Annotated in this window: 19 protein-coding genes; 4 read left to right on the forward strand and 15 right to left on the reverse strand. The window is 33.3% G+C overall.

Annotated features, from left to right (window positions below; genetic code table 11):
• Positions 1-412 precede the first annotated feature (412 nt).
• The 4 genes from H0I41_RS08890 to H0I41_RS08905 all read right to left on the reverse strand — a co-directional run bounded on the left by H0I41_RS08890 (position 413) and on the right by H0I41_RS08905 (position 6524).
• Positions 413-1810, reverse strand: a complete 1398-nt coding sequence (locus H0I41_RS08890) for an APC family permease (RefSeq protein WP_011162559.1) — start codon at positions 1808-1810, stop codon at positions 413-415.
• 126 nt (positions 1811-1936) lie between these two features.
• On the reverse strand, positions 1937-4051 hold the full coding sequence (locus H0I41_RS08895; protein ID WP_011162560.1) for an ATP-dependent Clp protease ATP-binding subunit: 2115 nt from the start codon (positions 4049-4051) through the stop codon (positions 1937-1939).
• A 252-nt stretch (positions 4052-4303) separates the two neighbouring features.
• Positions 4304-5215 carry an alpha/beta hydrolase gene (locus tag H0I41_RS08900; protein ID WP_011162561.1) on the reverse strand — a complete coding sequence of 304 codons (912 nt, stop codon included), beginning with the start codon at positions 5213-5215 and terminating at the stop codon, positions 4304-4306.
• Positions 5205-6524 (reverse strand): PTS transporter subunit EIIC, encoded by a 1320-nt coding sequence (locus H0I41_RS08905; protein WP_127795763.1) that lies wholly within the window; start codon positions 6522-6524, stop codon positions 5205-5207. The genes H0I41_RS08900 and H0I41_RS08905 overlap by 11 nt, the downstream gene beginning before the upstream one ends.
• 165 nt (positions 6525-6689) lie before the next feature.
• On the opposite strand from H0I41_RS08905, the gene H0I41_RS08910 reads away from it, so the two are divergent.
• Together H0I41_RS08910 and H0I41_RS08915 are read left to right on the forward strand one after the other, a co-directional pair.
• Positions 6690-6926, forward strand: coding sequence for a hypothetical protein (locus H0I41_RS08910; protein WP_004898124.1), 237 nt, complete (start codon positions 6690-6692; stop codon positions 6924-6926).
• A 117-nt stretch (positions 6927-7043) separates the two neighbouring features.
• Positions 7044-8243 carry an MFS transporter gene (locus H0I41_RS08915; RefSeq protein WP_127795762.1) on the forward strand — a complete coding sequence of 400 codons (1200 nt, stop codon included), beginning with the start codon at positions 7044-7046 and terminating at the stop codon, positions 8241-8243.
• 239 nt (positions 8244-8482) lie between these two features.
• On the opposite strand, the gene H0I41_RS08920 is transcribed toward H0I41_RS08915, so the two are convergent.
• The 11 genes from H0I41_RS08920 to H0I41_RS08970 form a co-directional block, all read right to left on the reverse strand.
• Entirely contained in the window at positions 8483-9409 is a 927-nt protein-coding gene (locus tag H0I41_RS08920; RefSeq protein ID WP_086875219.1) for a serine hydrolase domain-containing protein, read from the reverse strand.
• Between the two features lie 26 nt (positions 9410-9435).
• Positions 9436-10737 (reverse strand): D-alanyl-lipoteichoic acid biosynthesis protein DltD, encoded by a 1302-nt coding sequence (gene dltD / locus H0I41_RS08925; protein ID WP_011162565.1) that lies wholly within the window; start codon positions 10735-10737, stop codon positions 9436-9438.
• Positions 10730-10969, reverse strand: coding sequence for a D-alanine--poly(phosphoribitol) ligase subunit DltC (gene dltC / locus H0I41_RS08930; protein ID WP_004896464.1), 240 nt, complete (start codon positions 10967-10969; stop codon positions 10730-10732). Before dltC ends, dltD begins: the two co-directional genes overlap by 8 nt.
• A gap of 29 nt (positions 10970-10998) precedes the next feature.
• A complete protein-coding gene (dltB, locus tag H0I41_RS08935; protein ID WP_053107103.1) occupies positions 10999-12222 on the reverse strand; it encodes a D-alanyl-lipoteichoic acid biosynthesis protein DltB in 1224 nt (407 codons plus the stop codon).
• Entirely contained in the window at positions 12219-13727 is a 1509-nt protein-coding gene (gene dltA, locus H0I41_RS08940; RefSeq protein WP_011162567.1) for a D-alanine--poly(phosphoribitol) ligase subunit DltA, read from the reverse strand. Before dltA ends, dltB begins: the two co-directional genes overlap by 4 nt.
• 20 nt (positions 13728-13747) lie before the next feature.
• Positions 13748-13906 (reverse strand): teichoic acid D-Ala incorporation-associated protein DltX, encoded by a 159-nt coding sequence (locus H0I41_RS08945; RefSeq protein ID WP_023600048.1) that lies wholly within the window; start codon positions 13904-13906, stop codon positions 13748-13750.
• A 134-nt stretch (positions 13907-14040) separates the two neighbouring features.
• Entirely contained in the window at positions 14041-14331 is a 291-nt protein-coding gene (locus H0I41_RS08950; RefSeq protein WP_011162568.1) for a hypothetical protein, read from the reverse strand.
• 2 nt (positions 14332-14333) lie between these two features.
• Positions 14334-15485, reverse strand: a complete 1152-nt coding sequence (locus tag H0I41_RS08955; protein ID WP_011162569.1) for a YncE family protein — start codon at positions 15483-15485, stop codon at positions 14334-14336.
• Between the two features lie 355 nt (positions 15486-15840).
• Positions 15841-16152 carry a hypothetical protein gene (locus tag H0I41_RS08960; RefSeq protein ID WP_011162570.1) on the reverse strand — a complete coding sequence of 104 codons (312 nt, stop codon included), beginning with the start codon at positions 16150-16152 and terminating at the stop codon, positions 15841-15843.
• 4 nt (positions 16153-16156) lie between these two features.
• Positions 16157-16501: a hypothetical protein gene (locus H0I41_RS08965; protein ID WP_011162571.1), complete on the reverse strand. Its 345-nt coding sequence runs from the start codon at positions 16499-16501 to the stop codon at positions 16157-16159.
• Position 16502: 1 nt separating this feature from the next.
• Positions 16503-16790, reverse strand: coding sequence for a hypothetical protein (locus H0I41_RS08970; protein WP_004898144.1), 288 nt, complete (start codon positions 16788-16790; stop codon positions 16503-16505).
• Between the two features lie 286 nt (positions 16791-17076).
• On the opposite strand from H0I41_RS08970, the gene H0I41_RS08975 reads away from it, so the two are divergent.
• Both H0I41_RS08975 and cbpB read left to right on the forward strand, forming a co-directional pair.
• Entirely contained in the window at positions 17077-17361 is a 285-nt protein-coding gene (locus tag H0I41_RS08975) for a hypothetical protein (protein WP_004898147.1), read from the forward strand.
• 326 nt (positions 17362-17687) lie between these two features.
• Entirely contained in the window at positions 17688-18182 is a 495-nt protein-coding gene (gene cbpB / locus H0I41_RS08980; RefSeq protein ID WP_011162572.1) for a cyclic-di-AMP-binding protein CbpB, read from the forward strand.
• Positions 18183-18221 lie beyond the last annotated feature (39 nt).

Here is an 18221-nt window from a genome sequence, read left to right on the forward strand (position 1 = left end):
TTTTATCGTTTAGCTCTAAAACTTTCTTTGAGTTATCTCAAATTTATTGCTTGCGAATTGACTTCGCTTTTGTTTGGGATTTTTATATCCCGCACACTTTCAGCGAAACTTTGTTCAGTTTTCAAGGTACTACCGTTGTCATGTGACAACTTTTATATTATATCATGTCTTTTAAGCTTTGACAAGAACTTTTTTAATTTTCTCATCTCTCTCAAATGACAGCTTTATAATATTATCATCTTTTGCTCGCTTTGGCAAGCTTTTTTGAACTTTTTTATTTGCTCTTTTCGCTTGCCTCAAACAGCATGTATTACTTTACAGGCTTTTTCACTTTTCGTCAACCCTTTTTTGCAAAAAATTAGCAATATTTTTTTAGAGTGCTAAAAAAGGCCTCAATTTGAGACCTTTTTGATTAATTCTGTAGTTTAGAATGTTTTATACCGTATGTTGCATACACAATGATTCCCACAATTAACCAGATTCCCACCATAATTTTTGTCGTATTTGGTAACATCCAAATGAAATATACGCTTAGTAATCCAGCAATTACAGGCAGTACCGGATAAAGTGGCATCTTAAATCCATCATTCACAATATCTTTTCGATGCCGTAGAGGAATAATTCCAAATGAAATTAAAGCAAATGCGATTAATGTCCCTGCATTAATTAATGAAGCTAATTCCATTAAAGGAACCAATCCAGCAAAAACAGCTGCTACTATTGTAGAGACAATTACTGCGTGATCAGGAATCATCTTTTTAGCATGCACACTTCCCATGGAATCCGGTAATAATCCATCTCTTCCTAAAGCATAGAGTAATCTTGAGCCGCCCAGCAACATAGTAATCATTGCGGTAAAGATTCCGACTAATGCTCCAACGGTAATCAATTTATTCCACGCAGTTAAGCCAACTACTTTTAGTGCATAAGCTGCTGGATCATCAACATTTAATTGTTTGTAATTAACCATTCCAGTTAAAACTAGAGAAAAACTTACATATAGTAGAACAGCAATAATCACTGTCCCCATGATTCCTTTAACAACGTTTTTTTCAGGATCCTTTGTTTCAGCACTGTTTGCTGCTAAAGCATCAAAACCAATAAATGCAAAGAATACAGTGGCTGCAGCTGTAGATATTCCCCCAATCCCTAATGGTGGTGTTTGGAATTTTTTAGGATAAAATGGGACATAGTTGTCAGCCTTAATATAGAACATCCCAATCACAATAAACAAAATAATAATTGCGACTTTGATAATTACTGCTATATTTTCCACACGTTTAGATAAGTTAGCACCTTGATATAAAATCAAAGCAACGATTAACACAATTAAAACAGCAGAAATATTTATTACTCCACCTTCCATTGGTCCAGCTTCAAGTGCTTTAGGCAAATGAATTCCAATTGGCGCTAAAATATTATTATTAAAATATGAAGCAAAACCAGTCGCTTCAGCAGAAACAGCTAAAAAATATTCTAATAATAATCCCCATCCAATTATCCACCCTACTACTTCTCCATAGATTACTGAACCAAAAGAATAGGCGGAGCCAGCTACTGGCATTGCAGAAGAAAATTCAGCATAAGCCATTCCCACCATACCAGAAACAATTGCTGCTAATAAAAAAGAAATAGCAACTGCTGGACCAGCATGCTGTGCCGCTTCATGACCAGGCAAAATAAAAATTCCTGTTCCAATAACTGCCCCGATTCCCAACGCAACTAAATCACGAGCATTTAAATGTCTAGTTAAGCGAGAATCTGCTTTTAAAAAAGTATTTACTGGAACTTTCTTAAAGAAGTTTTTCATTCCAACTCTCCTTAATTTATTTTTAATTATTATACCTGATTTTATAGCTATTTCTACCCTATAATTAAAATTAATTAAAAAAAGACTACGAATTTAATTCGTAGTCTTTTTTTAAAATATTGCTAACTATTTTTCTTCTTTTTTATCAGCTTTTTCAGCTTCCTTGATGTCTTTCTTTTCTTGTTCACGAGTTTCCTTGTCAAACAATACATCTTCAAGAATTTCACCATTTAAGTACAAATGCTTATCATCAATAGTGAATTTAACTTCCTTAGTATCTGGCTTAGAAACAATCAACTTAGCTGCTGGGGTTTCAAGATCTTGTTCAACAACTCTTCTCAATGGACGAGCACCAAATTCCTTGTCATAACCCTTCTTAGCCAAGTACTTCTTAGCATCATCAGTAACATGAAGCTTAATGTTTCTCTTAGCAAGAGACTTCTCCATCTTTACTAAGTAAAGGTCTAAGATCTTGAGCATATCTTCACTAGTTAAAGAATTAAATGGAACAATTGCGTCAAGACGGTTTAAGAATTCTGGTCTGAAGTAAACTTCAAGAGCTTTACGTAAAGCATCTTGATCGTCACCCTTAAGTAACTTGTCAGAGTATCCAGCATTTGAAGTCATGATAATGATTGTATCTTTGAAGGAAATTGTTCTACCTTGTGCATCAGTTAAACGACCATCATCCATGATTTGAAGCAAAGCATTGAAGACTTGAGGATTTGCTTTTTCAATTTCATCAAGCAAAATCAATGAATATGGTTGGTGACGAATCTTTTCAGTTAATTGACCACCTTCGCCATAGCCAACATAACCAGGTGCTGAACCGATCAACTTATTAACAGCCATTTGGTCTTGATATTCTGACATATCCAAACGTACCAATGCATCTGCCTTACCAAATAACTTAATTGCTAATTGCTTAGCTAATTCAGTCTTACCAACACCAGTAGGACCAGTAAGTAAGAATGAACCAGTTGGACGGTTAGAATCCTTAAATACTTGCTTACGTGCAATTGCATCAGTAATGATGTCAATGGCCTTGTCTTGGTCAATAACAACTTTCTTCAAGTCAGAAGCTAAGTTAGCATTCTTTTGAGCTTCATTTGCATTAATTTCACTCATTGGAATACCAGTCTTAGTTTGAATTAAAGCATACATATCTTCTGGTGTAACTTTAAGTTCACTAGCTTTGCCGGCATTCTTAAGATCTTTCTTAAGGTCTTCAATCTCTTTCTTAATCTTAGCAGCTTCATCATATTTTTCCTTCTTAGCTGCTTCTGCCTTTTTACCTTCTAAGGCATGAATCTTGTTCTTAATTGAAGTTTCATCTTTTTGATCCATACCTAAGGACTTCTTAGCACCAGCTTCGTCCATTAAGTCAATGGCCTTATCTGGTAAGTGACGATCATTAATGTAACGATTTGAAAGTTCTGCAGCAAGCTTCAAAGCTTCTGGATCATATTTAACATTGTGGTATTTTTCATATCTTGGAGCTAATCCCTTCAAAATTTGAATAGCATCCTTGATAGTTGGTTCTGGAACTTGAACTGGTTGGAATCTTCTAGCTAAAGCAGGGTCTTTTTCGATTTGTTGGTATTCACTAGTAGTAGTTGCACCAATAACACGAATTTCACCGCTAGCTAATGCTGGCTTTAAGATATTAGCAGCATCCCCAGAATTATTTTCTGAATCAGTAGAACCTGCACCAACAATATTATGTAATTCATCGATAAAGAGAATAACATTCTTGTCACCCTTAGCCTTATCGATAATCTTCTTTAGTTTTTCTTCAAAACTACCACGAAGAGAAGTACCTGCAACTAATTCATTAATATTTAACTCAATAATATGAGCATTCTTTAGTTTTTCAGGAACGTCTCCATCAACAATTCTTTGAGCTAATCCTTCAACTACCGAGGTTTTACCAACACCAGCAGGACCAGTCAAAACAGGATTGTTCTTTTTACGTCTACTCAAAATTTCAATAACTTGATCAATAACAGCGGTACGTCCAATGACAGGATCATATTTACCCTTCTTAGCTTGTTCAGTTAAATCAACACCAATTGGCTTTTCCTTTTGTTGGCCATTTTGAGCGCCTTGTTGAGGTGCTTGACCAGCACTATATCTCATTGGTTGTTGACCACTAGTCATTCTTCCATCATTGAAAAAATCTCTGTTTAATTCATTAAACAAATCATCAAAATTATAGTTTCCATTGTCAAAGTATGCCATGCTTTACACACTCCTCATATTCTCAAAAATTTTAGCACTCATAAGTTATAAGTGCTAACTACTCACATTTCTTATTATAGCAGGTTATCCACAGAAAGCAAAATATTATTTTCTCTTTTTCCACAGATTATTTTAATTTGTGAGCAAAATAAGCGTAAAGTGCTTAATAAAGCATTTTACGCTTAAAAAGTTTGTGAATTAATATTATGACATAGTTCTAAAATTATTTATTTTTATTAATTTTCAAATAATTTAATCATTTATTATCTTTTTCTTTTTATGCTTGTCCTGTGGTCTTTGATTATTGCCAGGAATATTGTTTCCATTATTGTTTTCAAGCAAATACTGCTTAATTAACTGAACTACTTGTTTATTTTGCGGAAGAGAAGAATGTTGTGCATCCGATCCTGTAACTGTCATCGTCGTATAGTGCTTTACCTGATTTTGAAAAATATATTTTCCTGCTGCCACACTACTTTCAGGTACTAACCCATCCGACTCATAATTCTCTCCCCCTGATACTGAATATACATCTAAATTCTTAGGAATTTTCTTTCGATTTTTAATAAAATCATTCAGCATTTCGGTTTTATGGTCAACATTACTCTCATTAAAGTTATAGGGTGTCCCGAGGGTCATCAATTTCTTTATTTTGATTTCATCACTATAATCTGCATAGTATTTTTCTAGCCAATATGTCCAAATCAATCCACCATTTGAATGTCCAAATGCCTTAAAATTATTAAATTTATATTGCTGACTAAGCTGAGCAAAAGCCTCATCAAACCAACCTGCTTGTTTCTTAATATTGGCGTAACCATCATGATTATTTTCAAATCCTACTACAATAAACGGTTCATTATCATTACGATTAATTTTACCGCTATACTTCAATGTACCATCTTTCTTCACTTGAATTTTTAATAGACTATGCTTTTTCAGAGTATCTTTATTTAGCAGATTAACCAATTCATTAAAACGCTCAGTAGTTGCACTTGATCCTGGAATCATAATTACAGGAGACATTTGTGACTTTCGTCTTTCAGCTAAATCATGATTAGCACTTTTAATCCAAAAAAATGTTGGAATAGATAAAACTATCAAAAAGATGAAGGTACCTAGCAAAAGCAAACGATTTTTCGATATCCTATCTTTATTTAACATATTCATAGCCAGCCTCCTCATCATTTAACAAATCAATTTCGTCTTGAACATCCTTGGCCATCTTCACAATTGGAAGATATAACAAAATATCGAATGCAAACAGCAGCATTGAGAAAATTAGCGCTTGCCAGTTTCCATTTGTAGCAATAAAGGCATACAAAGGTCCCGGAGTTCCAGATAATACATTGTAGGCTGAAGCCGGAATTAAATGTATTGCAATCATACTTGCAGCTAAAAGCATATTTACAACTGGTAAAAATATATAAGGCAGTAAGAATAATGGGTTAAGGATAATAGGAATACCAATTAAAGCCCCCTGATTAGAGCCAAATAGAGTTGGAATAAAACTCCAACGGGCAACTCTAGCAATATCATTTTTCTTAATAAAAATTAAAATGCCAATCAATATCACTAAGGTTAGGCCGTTACCACCAAATTTTCCATAAGATTGATATAAAGAATTTCCCACATATGGATTAGGTACATTCCAACTTGAGCCATGTGTCAAAGCATAGTTTAAATTAGCAACATTAGTCGCACTATCACCACCAGCAGTAAGAGATACTAAAGGCTGGCCAATGCCACACCAGTTTAACAACAATGCTAGAAGTAATAAGGGAATAAAAATACCCAGATTTAAATTATTCTGTCCTTGACTTTGGAAAAATTGATAAAAGTTTGTGGCGATCATTCGTACATGGACTAAACTAGCTAAAATCCCAATTACTAATCCAATTAACCAAGTAGCAAGCATCGGACGAAATGAATTAAAAGCTCTTTGCTTTATTACTTGGGCACTTTCTGCATGGCGATGATGATAGTCAGTTCCAAGAAATCTAAAAATGAGTCCCGTTCCAAAACCGATCAAGAGAGCAAATAAAAAACTATTAATATTCAAAAAACGCCAGTTAAAAGATAGTTGGAAATCTCTAATATCTCTAAAACGATATGCACATAACAGCAAAGCTAGCATTCCTGAAACACCAGCCATCTGGGCATCTTTTTGATATAAACGTGCAGTATATTGTGCTGAAAAATATGCAGTAAATAGTCCAAAAGTTCCAAATATTACACTGGTAACGCCCTGACAGGCATACCAGGATGCATTAAAAATCTGATCAGGTAACCACTTATCAAAATAAAAGATATTAGATATTAAACTCGTTGGAGAGAAAACACTCTGCCATAAAAACTGAAAAATACTTCCTACAACAGCAAGTGGCATTAGCATCATCAGAGTTCGATCAGTTACTCTAAAAAATGCTAATCTACGAAGTCGCACAATAGTTTTAAAAATAATTTTTTCCATAATTTAATCCTTACCTCTAATAATCTATTTCCTAGTTTAAATTAAATATTGTAAGAAACCTATTCTTTTTTATTAAAATACAGCTTAAATCGGACAAGCTTCTTTAAACCCAGATTAGACAAAGAACATGCTATAATGATGAGGAAAATAAAAAGGAGAAAAATTATGGCTAAACGAAGTTTTTCGATTAATGATGAAACTGACCGTCTACTCAACTACTATTTAAATCATTCAGATAAAGAATGGGACTTAGTAATTAATGAAGCAATTAAAAGCTATGTATGTGATCATTTAACTCAAAAGCAAGTTCATGAAGCAGTTAAACATACCGGAAAAGATGCCTTTCCAGCTAATGAAGTTCTTCGTACTTTCAATAGTAGCTGGATCAATGGCGAGTCTTAATATTCATTGCATAAAGTCATACCTTCCGGCAAAATAAAGGTAGCAATTCTACAAAATAAGCTGACACTTGTCAGCTTATTTTTATACAACTATTCTTGATTAAAAGGAGGAAAATACATGCTAAAAAAACATGCGCTAGATCCAATTAAGTTAATCTGGTTATTTGCTGGTTCTTTAATAATTAATACTGGTGTTAGTTTTATTTGGCCACTAACTACCATTTATATTCATAATTATCTTCATGAGACGCTTACAGTAGCTGGGATTGTTTTATTCATAAATTCAGCTTTTACAATGGTTGGAAATGCAGTTGGAGGCCTTTTATTTGATAAATGGCATCCTTACCAAACCCTTTTAACTGGTGTCAGTATTTCCACCTTATCCACTTTCTTGCTAGTGTTATTTCATGGCTGGCCAGCCTATCCAATTTTGTTAATTACTTTAGGCTTAGGCAACGGTATTGTAGTAACTGGCTTAAATTCAATTGCTACTTTAATTCAAAGTCGGAATGCCTCTTATGTGTTTAATGTCTTGTATTTCACTCAAAATTTAGGTTTAGTATTTGGGTCCCTAATGGTGGGATTCATTTTACCCTTTGGTATTACTTATATTTTCTTACTTGCTTTTATTATGTTTGCCTTTTTAAGCATTGTAATCTTTTTTGAATATCGTGGTTTAAACCAGGCTCATGCCTCTACAAATAAAAAAACGACTACAGCTGCCCATCAAGAAAAAATTCCTTACGGCGCAAAAAGAGCTATTTTCTCTATCTTAATTTGTGTTCTAGCTGCTTGGATTGCTTATGAACAATGGAATTCTAATATTTCCTCCTACATGCTTGGCTTACACATGAGCGTTCGGTTATATAGTTTACTTTGGACTCTAAATGCTATTTTAATTGTCCTTATTCAACCGCTATTAACTTACTTTGATGACTGGCTAACTGCACATCTTCATGGACGATTATATATTGGTTTTAGTCTGTTTGGGCTAGCATTCTTACTACTAATTGGAGCAACCCACTACTTTAACTTTGTTTTAGCCATGGCCGTTCTAACATGCGGAGAAATTTTAGCATTTCCTGCTGTTTCAACTTTTGTTAATGATCGTGCTAGTAATAAAGACAAGGGAAAATACCAAGGAATTGTTCAATCAGTTACATCAGCTGGTCGAGCTCTAGGACCGCTAATTGGAGCTTTAGTAATTGATAATTTTTCCTATTTGACCTTATTTGTAGTTTGCACTGTTTTGGTTTTAATTTCTGTCCTTCTATTTTCAATCATTAATGCTTATAACAAGAAAAAAATCGCTGAATAGCGATTTTTTATTTTCTCTAATTTACAAAAAAAGCCTAATTCCACCAACATCGGAATCAGGCTCACACAGTGTTAGGTACCGCTATTCTGACCAAATAAAAGATACATTTTCGCTACCGTAGAAAATGCACCTTGCTACAACGGTACAGGTAAATCTTAGCACAGCAGCCCTACTTGCACAACCGCTTTTAAGGAAGTCAAAATCATAAAAAAAGAGATAGAAAATATTATTTCCTATCTCTATGAAGGCGATTTTATTAAATTTTCCATGAGATCGTTACATATCTCTCTCACCTTAAAATAGTCCTTAACTGGATAATTAGACTGAACTACTAATACATCGCGCGTGTCATTTGATATGCGGTAGTAAGTTGTATATCCATCGCCTGAACCATTTGAGGAATGAAAATCAGGGAAATTATAAAAACCAGCATTATATTTAGCAGGATCAGCTGGAGCATAAACCGTTTGTATTGATGAAGGTTTTATGATTTCTCCATTTAAAATCGCACTTGTAGCTCGATATAAGTCACTATTTGACATTACTAGGCTTCCAGCGCCCAAATCTCCACGTACTCTATCTACGGAAACACTATGTGGTACTAAATATCCCTGAGAGTTTTTAGTGTACGGTACTGCAACCTTAATATGCCTATTCTTAGGAATGTCCCAATAAAATTCTGTTTCGGAAAGCCCTAATTTTTTAATATAGGTATCTTTCACCAAACTTTCATAAGATTTATGGGTTACTTTTTCTAAAACACCAGATAATAAAATATAGTTAATTGACGAGTAAAAGCGTTGATTGTACTGTTTCTTATCGAAAACTATATTATGCTTAATATCATATTTAATTCCAGCTTGATTATTTTTAAAGACTGGCGTTCCATAGCTCGATTCATCTTTTCCTTGTAATCCGGCTTCCATAGTTAGAAGCTGCCCAATCGTAATTTGATTAGCATGGGATACTTGAGGATAGAATTTCGATAATTTGTCATTAAGTTTAAGCTTTTTCTGCTCAACTTGTTTCATAACGAGGGCACCAGTAAAAACCTTATTAACTGAATTAATAAAAAAAGCTGTTTTGGGTGTATTATGCTCTTTTTTACTAACATTTGCATAGCCTGTAGACTCATTAAGAATTACTTTATTATTCTTAATCGCCAGGATATTACCTGTGATACCTGCTTGTGCTAGTTTTTTTTTATGTCTACTGCCGCCTTACTTTTAACATTAGGCATCTTTACATTAGTTTTATTGCCCCATGCCTTAGTAAAGTAGTAACTATTTAGCTTATAGTTGACTGGATGATTCTTTTCTTCCATAAATGGTTTCACATATTGATCCACCTTTAACCATCCATTCCAACCAAGGTGGATAGTATCTTCCATGAAGAATTTCTTTCCACCGTCTTTTGATAAGTTAGCTATATTATTGAAACCTTGAGATGTAAGCTGCTTGGTAATCTTAGCAACGCATTCTTGATACATTGTCTGAGATAAACCAGTGTACTTAGCCCACTTTTCATTAACTGGTGGAATAATGAACAAGACATTAACATGTTCATGCGCAAGTTCATTTAATACCAATTCAAAGTCTGCATATTCTGGTGACTGAGTATAATCAAAATCTCTTTGAGAATTCTTTAGGTGCTTTAAGTGCTTATTGTTTAACTTTTTGTCAAAGAAACCATTAGAAATACCAAACTTATTATTTGTTGTTCCCTGTTGTCCCTGTTCATTAGCAAATTGACGTAAGTTGTCATAGGCATAAGTACCTGGCAGTTTACCTGCTTCTTTTTGAATCTTAGGAATGTTATTAGTCATCCCAATAGATGAGAAGAAATTATCTTCATTAGCTAACATTCGACGTCTAGCTTTCAAATACAAAGTTTGATACTTAGACAATTTTTGTCCTGAAGCTAAAGTCATTAATGCATACTTTGTTGTCTCACTAGCAGTTCCAGCTGGCATATCTAATAAGCGTCGAGCAGCATAACGAGTAGCTACACTGTCCTTAGCAGTCAAAATCCAATCAACTGCTTGAAGTTGAGAAAAATACATCCCAAAAGCTGCTGGATTTTGACCTTGCTTAGTAAACCACTGTGGAGAAATAATAAAAACTGCTTTTTTATTAGAAAGCTGATTTACTGTTTCCTGCATAGTGAAAAAGTGAGTTAAGGATTGACTTCCCGGTCCTCCTAGTAAGAAAGGTCGATAATTTCTTTTATATTTATAAGCTAAGACACTTGGGTGCAAGGCATCCATTCTTGATAATTCACTAGAACCATAAAATGGAACATAGTTTTTCTCAAAAGCAGCTTGCTTAATCGATTGACCTTTAAAGACAGTTTGAGATTGTGAAACTGAAGCTTTAAAGAGAGCATTATCTGACTTTTCACCATTTTGCCATGGAATTAAAAATAAAATTATTAGCAAAATGAAAGCACAGAGAACTGGGCCGAAAATCTGCCACAGTTTACGTTTATTACTCATTTCTTAAGCTTTCTACCTTTGCAATGATTTTGTTTGGAGTATCCCAATCTTCACGGTGAAATTCTGATACTGGTGCAGTTACATCACACTTGTCTTGTAATTCAAGTAACATTTGAACAGTTGCCATGGAATCTAACAAACCATTTTCAAAAATGTTTTCATCCATTTGGTCACTTAAATCTTCACCAGTTAATTCATTTAAAATATCTAAAACAGCTTGCTTTGTATCCATAATAAGAAAATCCTTTCAAAAATAATAAACTACTTCCAGCCAAACCATAATGTACTCAAGAAACCTGAGAAAATTAGGAAACTGAAACAAACAACATTAAATGTTAAGAAAATCGCAAACCACTTTGTAAATTTATTATGTGGGATTTGCTTGCGGTGCTTACGCTTAAATCTTAACCAAATATCATTAATGATAATTGCCAAAGCATGGTAAATACCATATACGATATAGTACCACGTTAAGCCGTGCCAGAAACCCATAATTAAGAAATCTACAAAATATGCTAATTGCGACAATCTGATTCTATTTTTCACCAATTTATGCTTCATTGCAAAGAATGTAAAACGCATAAAGATAAAATCACGGAACCAGAAGGATAGAGTCATGTGCCATCTATTCCAGAAATCTTTAATATTTTGAGAAATAAATGGTTTATTAAAGTTCATAGGAGTTCTAATTCCCATAAAATATGACGTACCTACCGCAAACAAGGAGTATCCTGCAAAGTCAAAGAATAAATACATACTGTAGCAGTACATATAACCAAGCAGAGCCCAAGATAAGCGTAATCCCCCATTAGCTTGCCCATAAAAAATTGCATCTTTAGCTAATTGAGGAAGCCATAAGGTACCAAATACATATCCAATAATAAATTTATATAAGAATCCTTGAAAAATATATCTTGTACCAAACTTTAAATTTTCAATATACTTATCTCTTTCAGGGGCTTTATCGTAATCTTCTTTAAATCTTCGATAGCGGTCAATAGGACCTGATGAAATAGTTGGGAAGAAAAGTAAAAACCTTGCATAAGTAATTGGATCAACTTTCTTAATTGTTTTATCACGAAGTTCCATAATAACTTGTACTGTTTTGAAAGTTAAATATGAAATTCCGAAAAATCCAATCAAATCAGCAGTTTTATTTGGTACTAATGGTGCAATCTTTACTGCCGCTAGTGGCAAAATTGCTAGGATAACTGCTAAACAAAAGACAGAGGTTTTATTCCTTCCAGAATTAACATATTTTTGATAAGCAAAAGTAACTATAAATTGGAAAATGATGTATCCAATTAATTGAACTCCCTGTAGCCAGTCTTTACCATTAAACATTAAAAACAAGAATAGTAAGGAAACGAAAGCTTCGTATGTTTTAAAGCGCCGTCCATGATATAAACCAATAATTAATGGCAAAAGCGCAATAAAAAGAATAACAAAGTAACGCGGATTACTATAGGGTTGAATATTGATCACGCGTTATTTACCTCCTTAATTACTTGTTTAATATCTACTTTACCGTTTTGAGAGATTGGCATTTCATCACGGTAGATAAAGCGTTGAGGAAGCATATATGGCATAATATCTTGACTTAATGATTCGCGTAATTTCTTAGTTAGTTCAGCATCAGTATACTTCTCACGTACACCGTCTGCTAATTCTACTACAGCAACTAGTTGTTGAACTTTATGATCCTTATTGTATTTTGGAGCAACAACGCCATAACGCACTAATGGATTCTTAGCAAGATAGAAGTTAATTTCTTCAAGTTCAATTCGATAACCATTAAACTTAACCTGAAAATCAATTCTTCCACGGTAGAAAAGCATGTCGCCATCTAAAAATCCTAAGTCACCAGTACGATAACTTCCATGTTCACTTTCTTTAAAGAAAGCAGCCTCAGTCTTTTCTGGATTATTTAAGTATCCCTTAGAGACACTTGGACCTTCAATAACAACTTCGCCTTGGTTATCTTCTTCACCCTTGGAAGTATCAATTGAAATCTTTGTGTCATCTTTAGAAACACCAATTGGCAATCGATCATACTTATTTAAAATTTCATCAGTAATTTCTACCTGAGTAACAGCAACAGTTGTTTCAGTAGGGCCATAGGTATTAAAGATATGGCTATCTGGGAATTTCATCTTAAGCATTTTAGCTGTCTTATGACTTAATTCTTCACCACAGAATAAGAAGTGAGTTAATTCAGGATGATGCTTAGCATCAAAAGTAGGATCTAAGAAACTCATTTCTACAAATGATGGAGTTGAAACCCAAACATTGAATTTTAATTGAGGTAAAGTTTTGAAAAGCTGCCCGATATTTTCAGTTACATCATGAGGTAAAACTACTAACTTACCACCGGCAGTTAAAGCAGGATATAAACTCATTACAGATAAGTCAAAAGAATATGGTGCTTGAGCTAAGAAGCTAGGATGTTCTGGAAGTGAAAAGTCATTTAACTCCCAATTTACAAAACTAAGCAGATTATCATGACTAATTTGTACACCCTTAGGCTTACCTGTTGTCCCTGAGGTAAAGATAATGTAAAAATTGTCATCCCCACTTACAAACTTACTTTGATCAATTTCTGGATGATTATCAGAAACTTCTTCAGGAGTTAAAACTTTGATATTATCCATTTCAATAGGAAGTTTATCAATTGCAATTACCAAAGGAGCTTCAGAAACTTCTTGAATCATCAATAAACGTTCGCTATTAGAATAACTAGCAATCGGAATGTAAGCATGTCCTGCTTTAACAGCACCAATAAAACTAGCAATCATTTCAAAGTTTTGACCACCCCAAATCATTACTGGAGCTTTTTCAGGAAGATCTAGTTCGTTGATCTTAGCTGCATATGCATCTGATCTAGCCTTTAGATCTCCATAAGTATTAGTTTCGCCAAGATAATCATAAGCGATCCGTTGTGGATCTTCAGTAGCAATTTGATCGATTGTCTTGATTACATCTTTAATCATTTAATGCGACCCTTTCAGTTCTAGAAATCTTTATAAATAAATTTTGCAGCCCCAATGCCACTATATGAGTACAAGTAAACTAGCACTACAAGCACTGCAAAGTAAAAGAGAGTTTTAGCAATAAACAAGCCTACCTCTTTTTTCTTTGTATTGCTTTGTTTATCTTTATCTTCTGCCATGCTTACACCTCGTAATCTTTTTTCTAAATTTTACAACAATGTTATAAAATAGGTTATGATTTTTACTATTTCTTAGAAAAATAGCATGAACTGAAGTAATTATACCAAAAATAGCCGTAGTTATGGATAGTTCACTAATGTTGGTTACGTTTTCTTTCGATAAAATAACCTATCCCTAAGAAAATTGTCGGTAGAATTGAAACAAATACCAACACTATTAAAATAACTCGTAAAAGCCAATCAGTATTTGTCCACCTTTTATCATTAGCAGTAGCAAGAGCATATGCTGAAAATAAGATAATTGTAATTAAATTTATTAAGAACATAATATTGTGTGTATATTGATACAAGACCAACACACTACTACCGGATATCAAACCACTCCAACCTGCTAATCGTACCCAAAAAGATATTTTCTTAATCATTTTTAACCCCCTAATAAGGCATTTATATTCGCCGATAGAATTCGGTCAACAATCATTATTTGATCACGCGCATATGCTTTTGATCCTGATTCAAATAACATCAGTAGCTGCCCATTTTGAACATAAATTTGTTCTAGATATGGCGGCATAATAACAACTTTTTCCGCATTTCCTTCATCTAAGTTATTCAAAGCTGAAATTGGGAAAAAATACAACTTAGAATCTTTGCTTCCATAGGATTGACTTAAAATAATCCAATTCTGATAAAATGCAATTCCTTGAATCTGTCGGTCCATTGAAGCACTTCCTGAACCTAAGGCCCAAGATACTTGGCCTGTTACTGCTTTGATTTGATCACTAGTAATTGTTCCTTTAAAATTTCCCGAACGAGCAATAGGATAGCTAGCAATTTGCCCTTGTCCATCAGTATTAAAAAAGCCAACAAATAATTGATTATCATAATAAGTTACACAAGATGCTCTTTCAATTGTTGGTAAAGAAATTACATTATCATATTTAATAGGTTGCTTTTTCTTATTATAACTATACTTTTCCAATTTCTTTAACGAAAAAGACATTAGTGCCGATGAATCATCTTGACTACCCGTTACCCAAATATTTTTAGCAATTGGATCATAAGCAACCCCTCCTAAATGAGGTGCTCCCGGAACTTGAATAGTCTTTAAATATTTTCCCGTTTTTTTATCTAAACAATAAATGACCGAGCGATGATTATGAGTTGAATCGTAAGCCGAAATTAATAAATATTTTCCCGCTACAGTTAGGCCTTGCGGAGTCATTGAATCTGCATCAGTAATCTTCTTTTTATTAAAATCATAACTTGGCGTTACAACTTGGCCTGGTATTACTACACTACTGCCAATTTTACTTGCACGTGGCGTTTCATAAGCTGCACTATAAACATCAGGATATTTTTCATTTAATTGTCGTTTGAAATAAGCCAAATTATGATGACCAGGACTAATACTTGTTCCATCTTTTGCTTTTTCTACATCAGGTCTAGAAGTAAAAGTAGCTTTTGCCTGCTCCCGTTTTTGGTATTGTTGATAACCATAATATCCTCCGTATGCCGCTCCTGCAGCAATTCCGAGAATCAAAACCAACTTAAATAAAATCTTTAAAAATTTCTTCATTAGCTTTCCCTACCTAATAAATAATTTTCTCAATTCGATATTATACCTGAATCCTTTCCTTGCTACCGAAAATAAAAAATGAGTATCTCTCTTATATTTCTTTTGGTTTTGTACTATAATATATAAATTGTAGTAGTGGATTACTTATGATCCATTGCTATTAGCATTAACATCCAACTTTTTATTTTCATTCTTACTCCTCCAAGTAGATTGAATAATAACAAGATCAGCTTAACGCTGATTATCTATCTTTGAAAGAACCTATGCACTTCCCAGCATAGGTTTTTTCTTTTGCAATAAAAACAAAAAAAAGGTTCCTTTCACATTTGGATACCTCTTTTAATTGTCTGTTCATTTATCCCCAATGGATAAAGTCTAATGCATTTTTATCTTGAGTATATCTAGCATAAACTGAATTTCTTAATTGATTCCAGATCTTGCTTTGAAAATCATTTAACTTAAATTCATTTAGTGCCATCGAATTTTCAACTAGACTAACAACATTAAATAGTTCGGAAGTCAAAGCAACTGCATGATATTTTCCTGTTTTTAAATTAGTAATTGTTTTGTTTATTTGCTCAATAACTTGAATTTTCTCAGGTGACTTATTATCAGCTAAACTTAGTTTAAATGCTTCAAGTAAGCTGATATATTCTTGGATACTCATTTAATTACCAAACACCAAATTGATTAATTAATTTAAATATTATTTCGTTTTTTTGCAAATTTTTATCCGTTGGATGCAAAAATAAATTCCATGCTTCAGATTGTTTTTTAGAAAAACGCAATCCTCTAAAAGCAAGAGCATCATTGATATAACTCATCGTTTTTCCGACTCGAATAGATAAAGTTATTCCCTCATACTTTTTATTTTGTAAATCAAATAATGTTTCATCAATGACTTGATATAGTTCAGTAAAATTAGTGAATGTATTCAAATCACCATATGGTTCATGTTTTAGTTGATATTCTAAGTTTTTAAGTAATACAATTGCTTGTTTAACTTCTGATTCCATACTATCTTGGCCATCCTCTACCACCACTAATAAATCCCGTAGCAACACTATTAGCCATATTATTAATAGTGCTACTTACTACACCGCCCCAGTTAACTCTACATTTACCATTTTTTAGTGTAGCTGGTCCATACGAGTAGCCCTTTCTGCATTCCACATTAGATCCCCACGGCATAGGATCATACCAGCCAGGAGTAGCAGCAGAAGCCGTATTACTACTAAAGTATAAGGCAGCTCCTGTCATAACAGGAATAAATGCTGTTGCTAAGAATAATTTACCCTTTTTCATGATGTTTACCTCCAAGTTTAGAAAAAAATTTTTATTTTTTTGGAAAGCGTCTTCATCTAATTAAATTTTATCATACCAATTATAAATTTCAATTATTTTTCCAAATATATCTTAGTATTCATACAGCTAATGCATAAGAAGTTTACGTGTTAAGATCACATTTTAATGTTAGTGGTATACCAATTTTATATTTTTCAAAAAAATTGTATAAAGTATGCTTCCATAATACGATTATCTTACAGAAAATCATTTCTAAATTTATCGAAAGATCCAGAAGGTGAAAAAGATGGTTTCTAAAGATGAAATTATTACAATAATGTCTGAGTTAGTTAACTCACTTAATAATACAAATCCTCATTCAGAATTTACTAACTTCCTTACAGATAGTCTAAACACAATTAAATCTAGCAATGGTGTTGCTTTCACAGGTCAACTGCAATATTTTTTTAATCACGCCCCTGTTGTAAAGTTTTCCGATAATATCACATTTACTTCGCAAGAAGAAAAACTATGGAATAAACTCCTCTCTCTAAACGAGCTAGAAAATAATCTTTGGGGTGCAAGTTTATAATTCATTTCCAACTTCTTAATCAAATTTAACTTTTTTAATAAAAAACGTCACAATTTGTTCACATTTTCATTCTAATATATAAACCATAGCAACGGGGAAGACAAAACCCCATCGCTATTAGCATTAACATCCAACTTTTTATTTTCATTCTTACTCCTCCAAGTAGATTGAATACATTTATCAGTCTTTGACTGATCCTATACTTATATATTTTGAAATCCGCGTCTTTCCCAGCGCGGATTTTTTTGTGGGCTTATTTTCGAGACTTTCATATAATGATAATAGAATACAAAGTAATAAATTCAATTAACTTAGGAAGGATTATTATGTTTTCACCAGTGATTCAGTCTTTGATTGCAGAAAAAGCAGGTTCATTTATTATTCCTGCTTCTAGGATTGCATTTGTGGAAGACGAAAACCCACTCTACCATGCTTTTTTAGTTCTTACTAAAATGAAATATTCAAAAATTCCAGTTTTGGATAAAGAGCAAAAAGTAGTTGGCTTAATCAGCTTATCGATGATTACAGACACGATGCTGACGCCTGATAATATTGTGATTGAACCTCTATCGGACTTAAAAGTTAAAGATGTAATACAGACAAAATTTGAAACAATTAACTTTGCCCGCACTAATCTTGAGACGCAGCTCCATCTTCTAGTTGATAATCCTTTTATTCCAGTTGTAAATGACAATAATATTTTTCAGGGATTGCTGACTAGGCGAGAATGGATTAAGGCCTTTAATTATGTAACTCATTCAATTGAGGAAAAATACAACATTACTAAGAAAACTTTACAGAAAGAAAACCCAATAACTTAAATTCAATAAGTTAAGTTGTATAATAGTAATGTTTTAGTA

Origin of the sequence: Lactobacillus johnsonii (genome assembly GCF_014058685.1) — a bacterium.
Taxonomy (GTDB): domain Bacteria; phylum Bacillota; class Bacilli; order Lactobacillales; family Lactobacillaceae; genus Lactobacillus.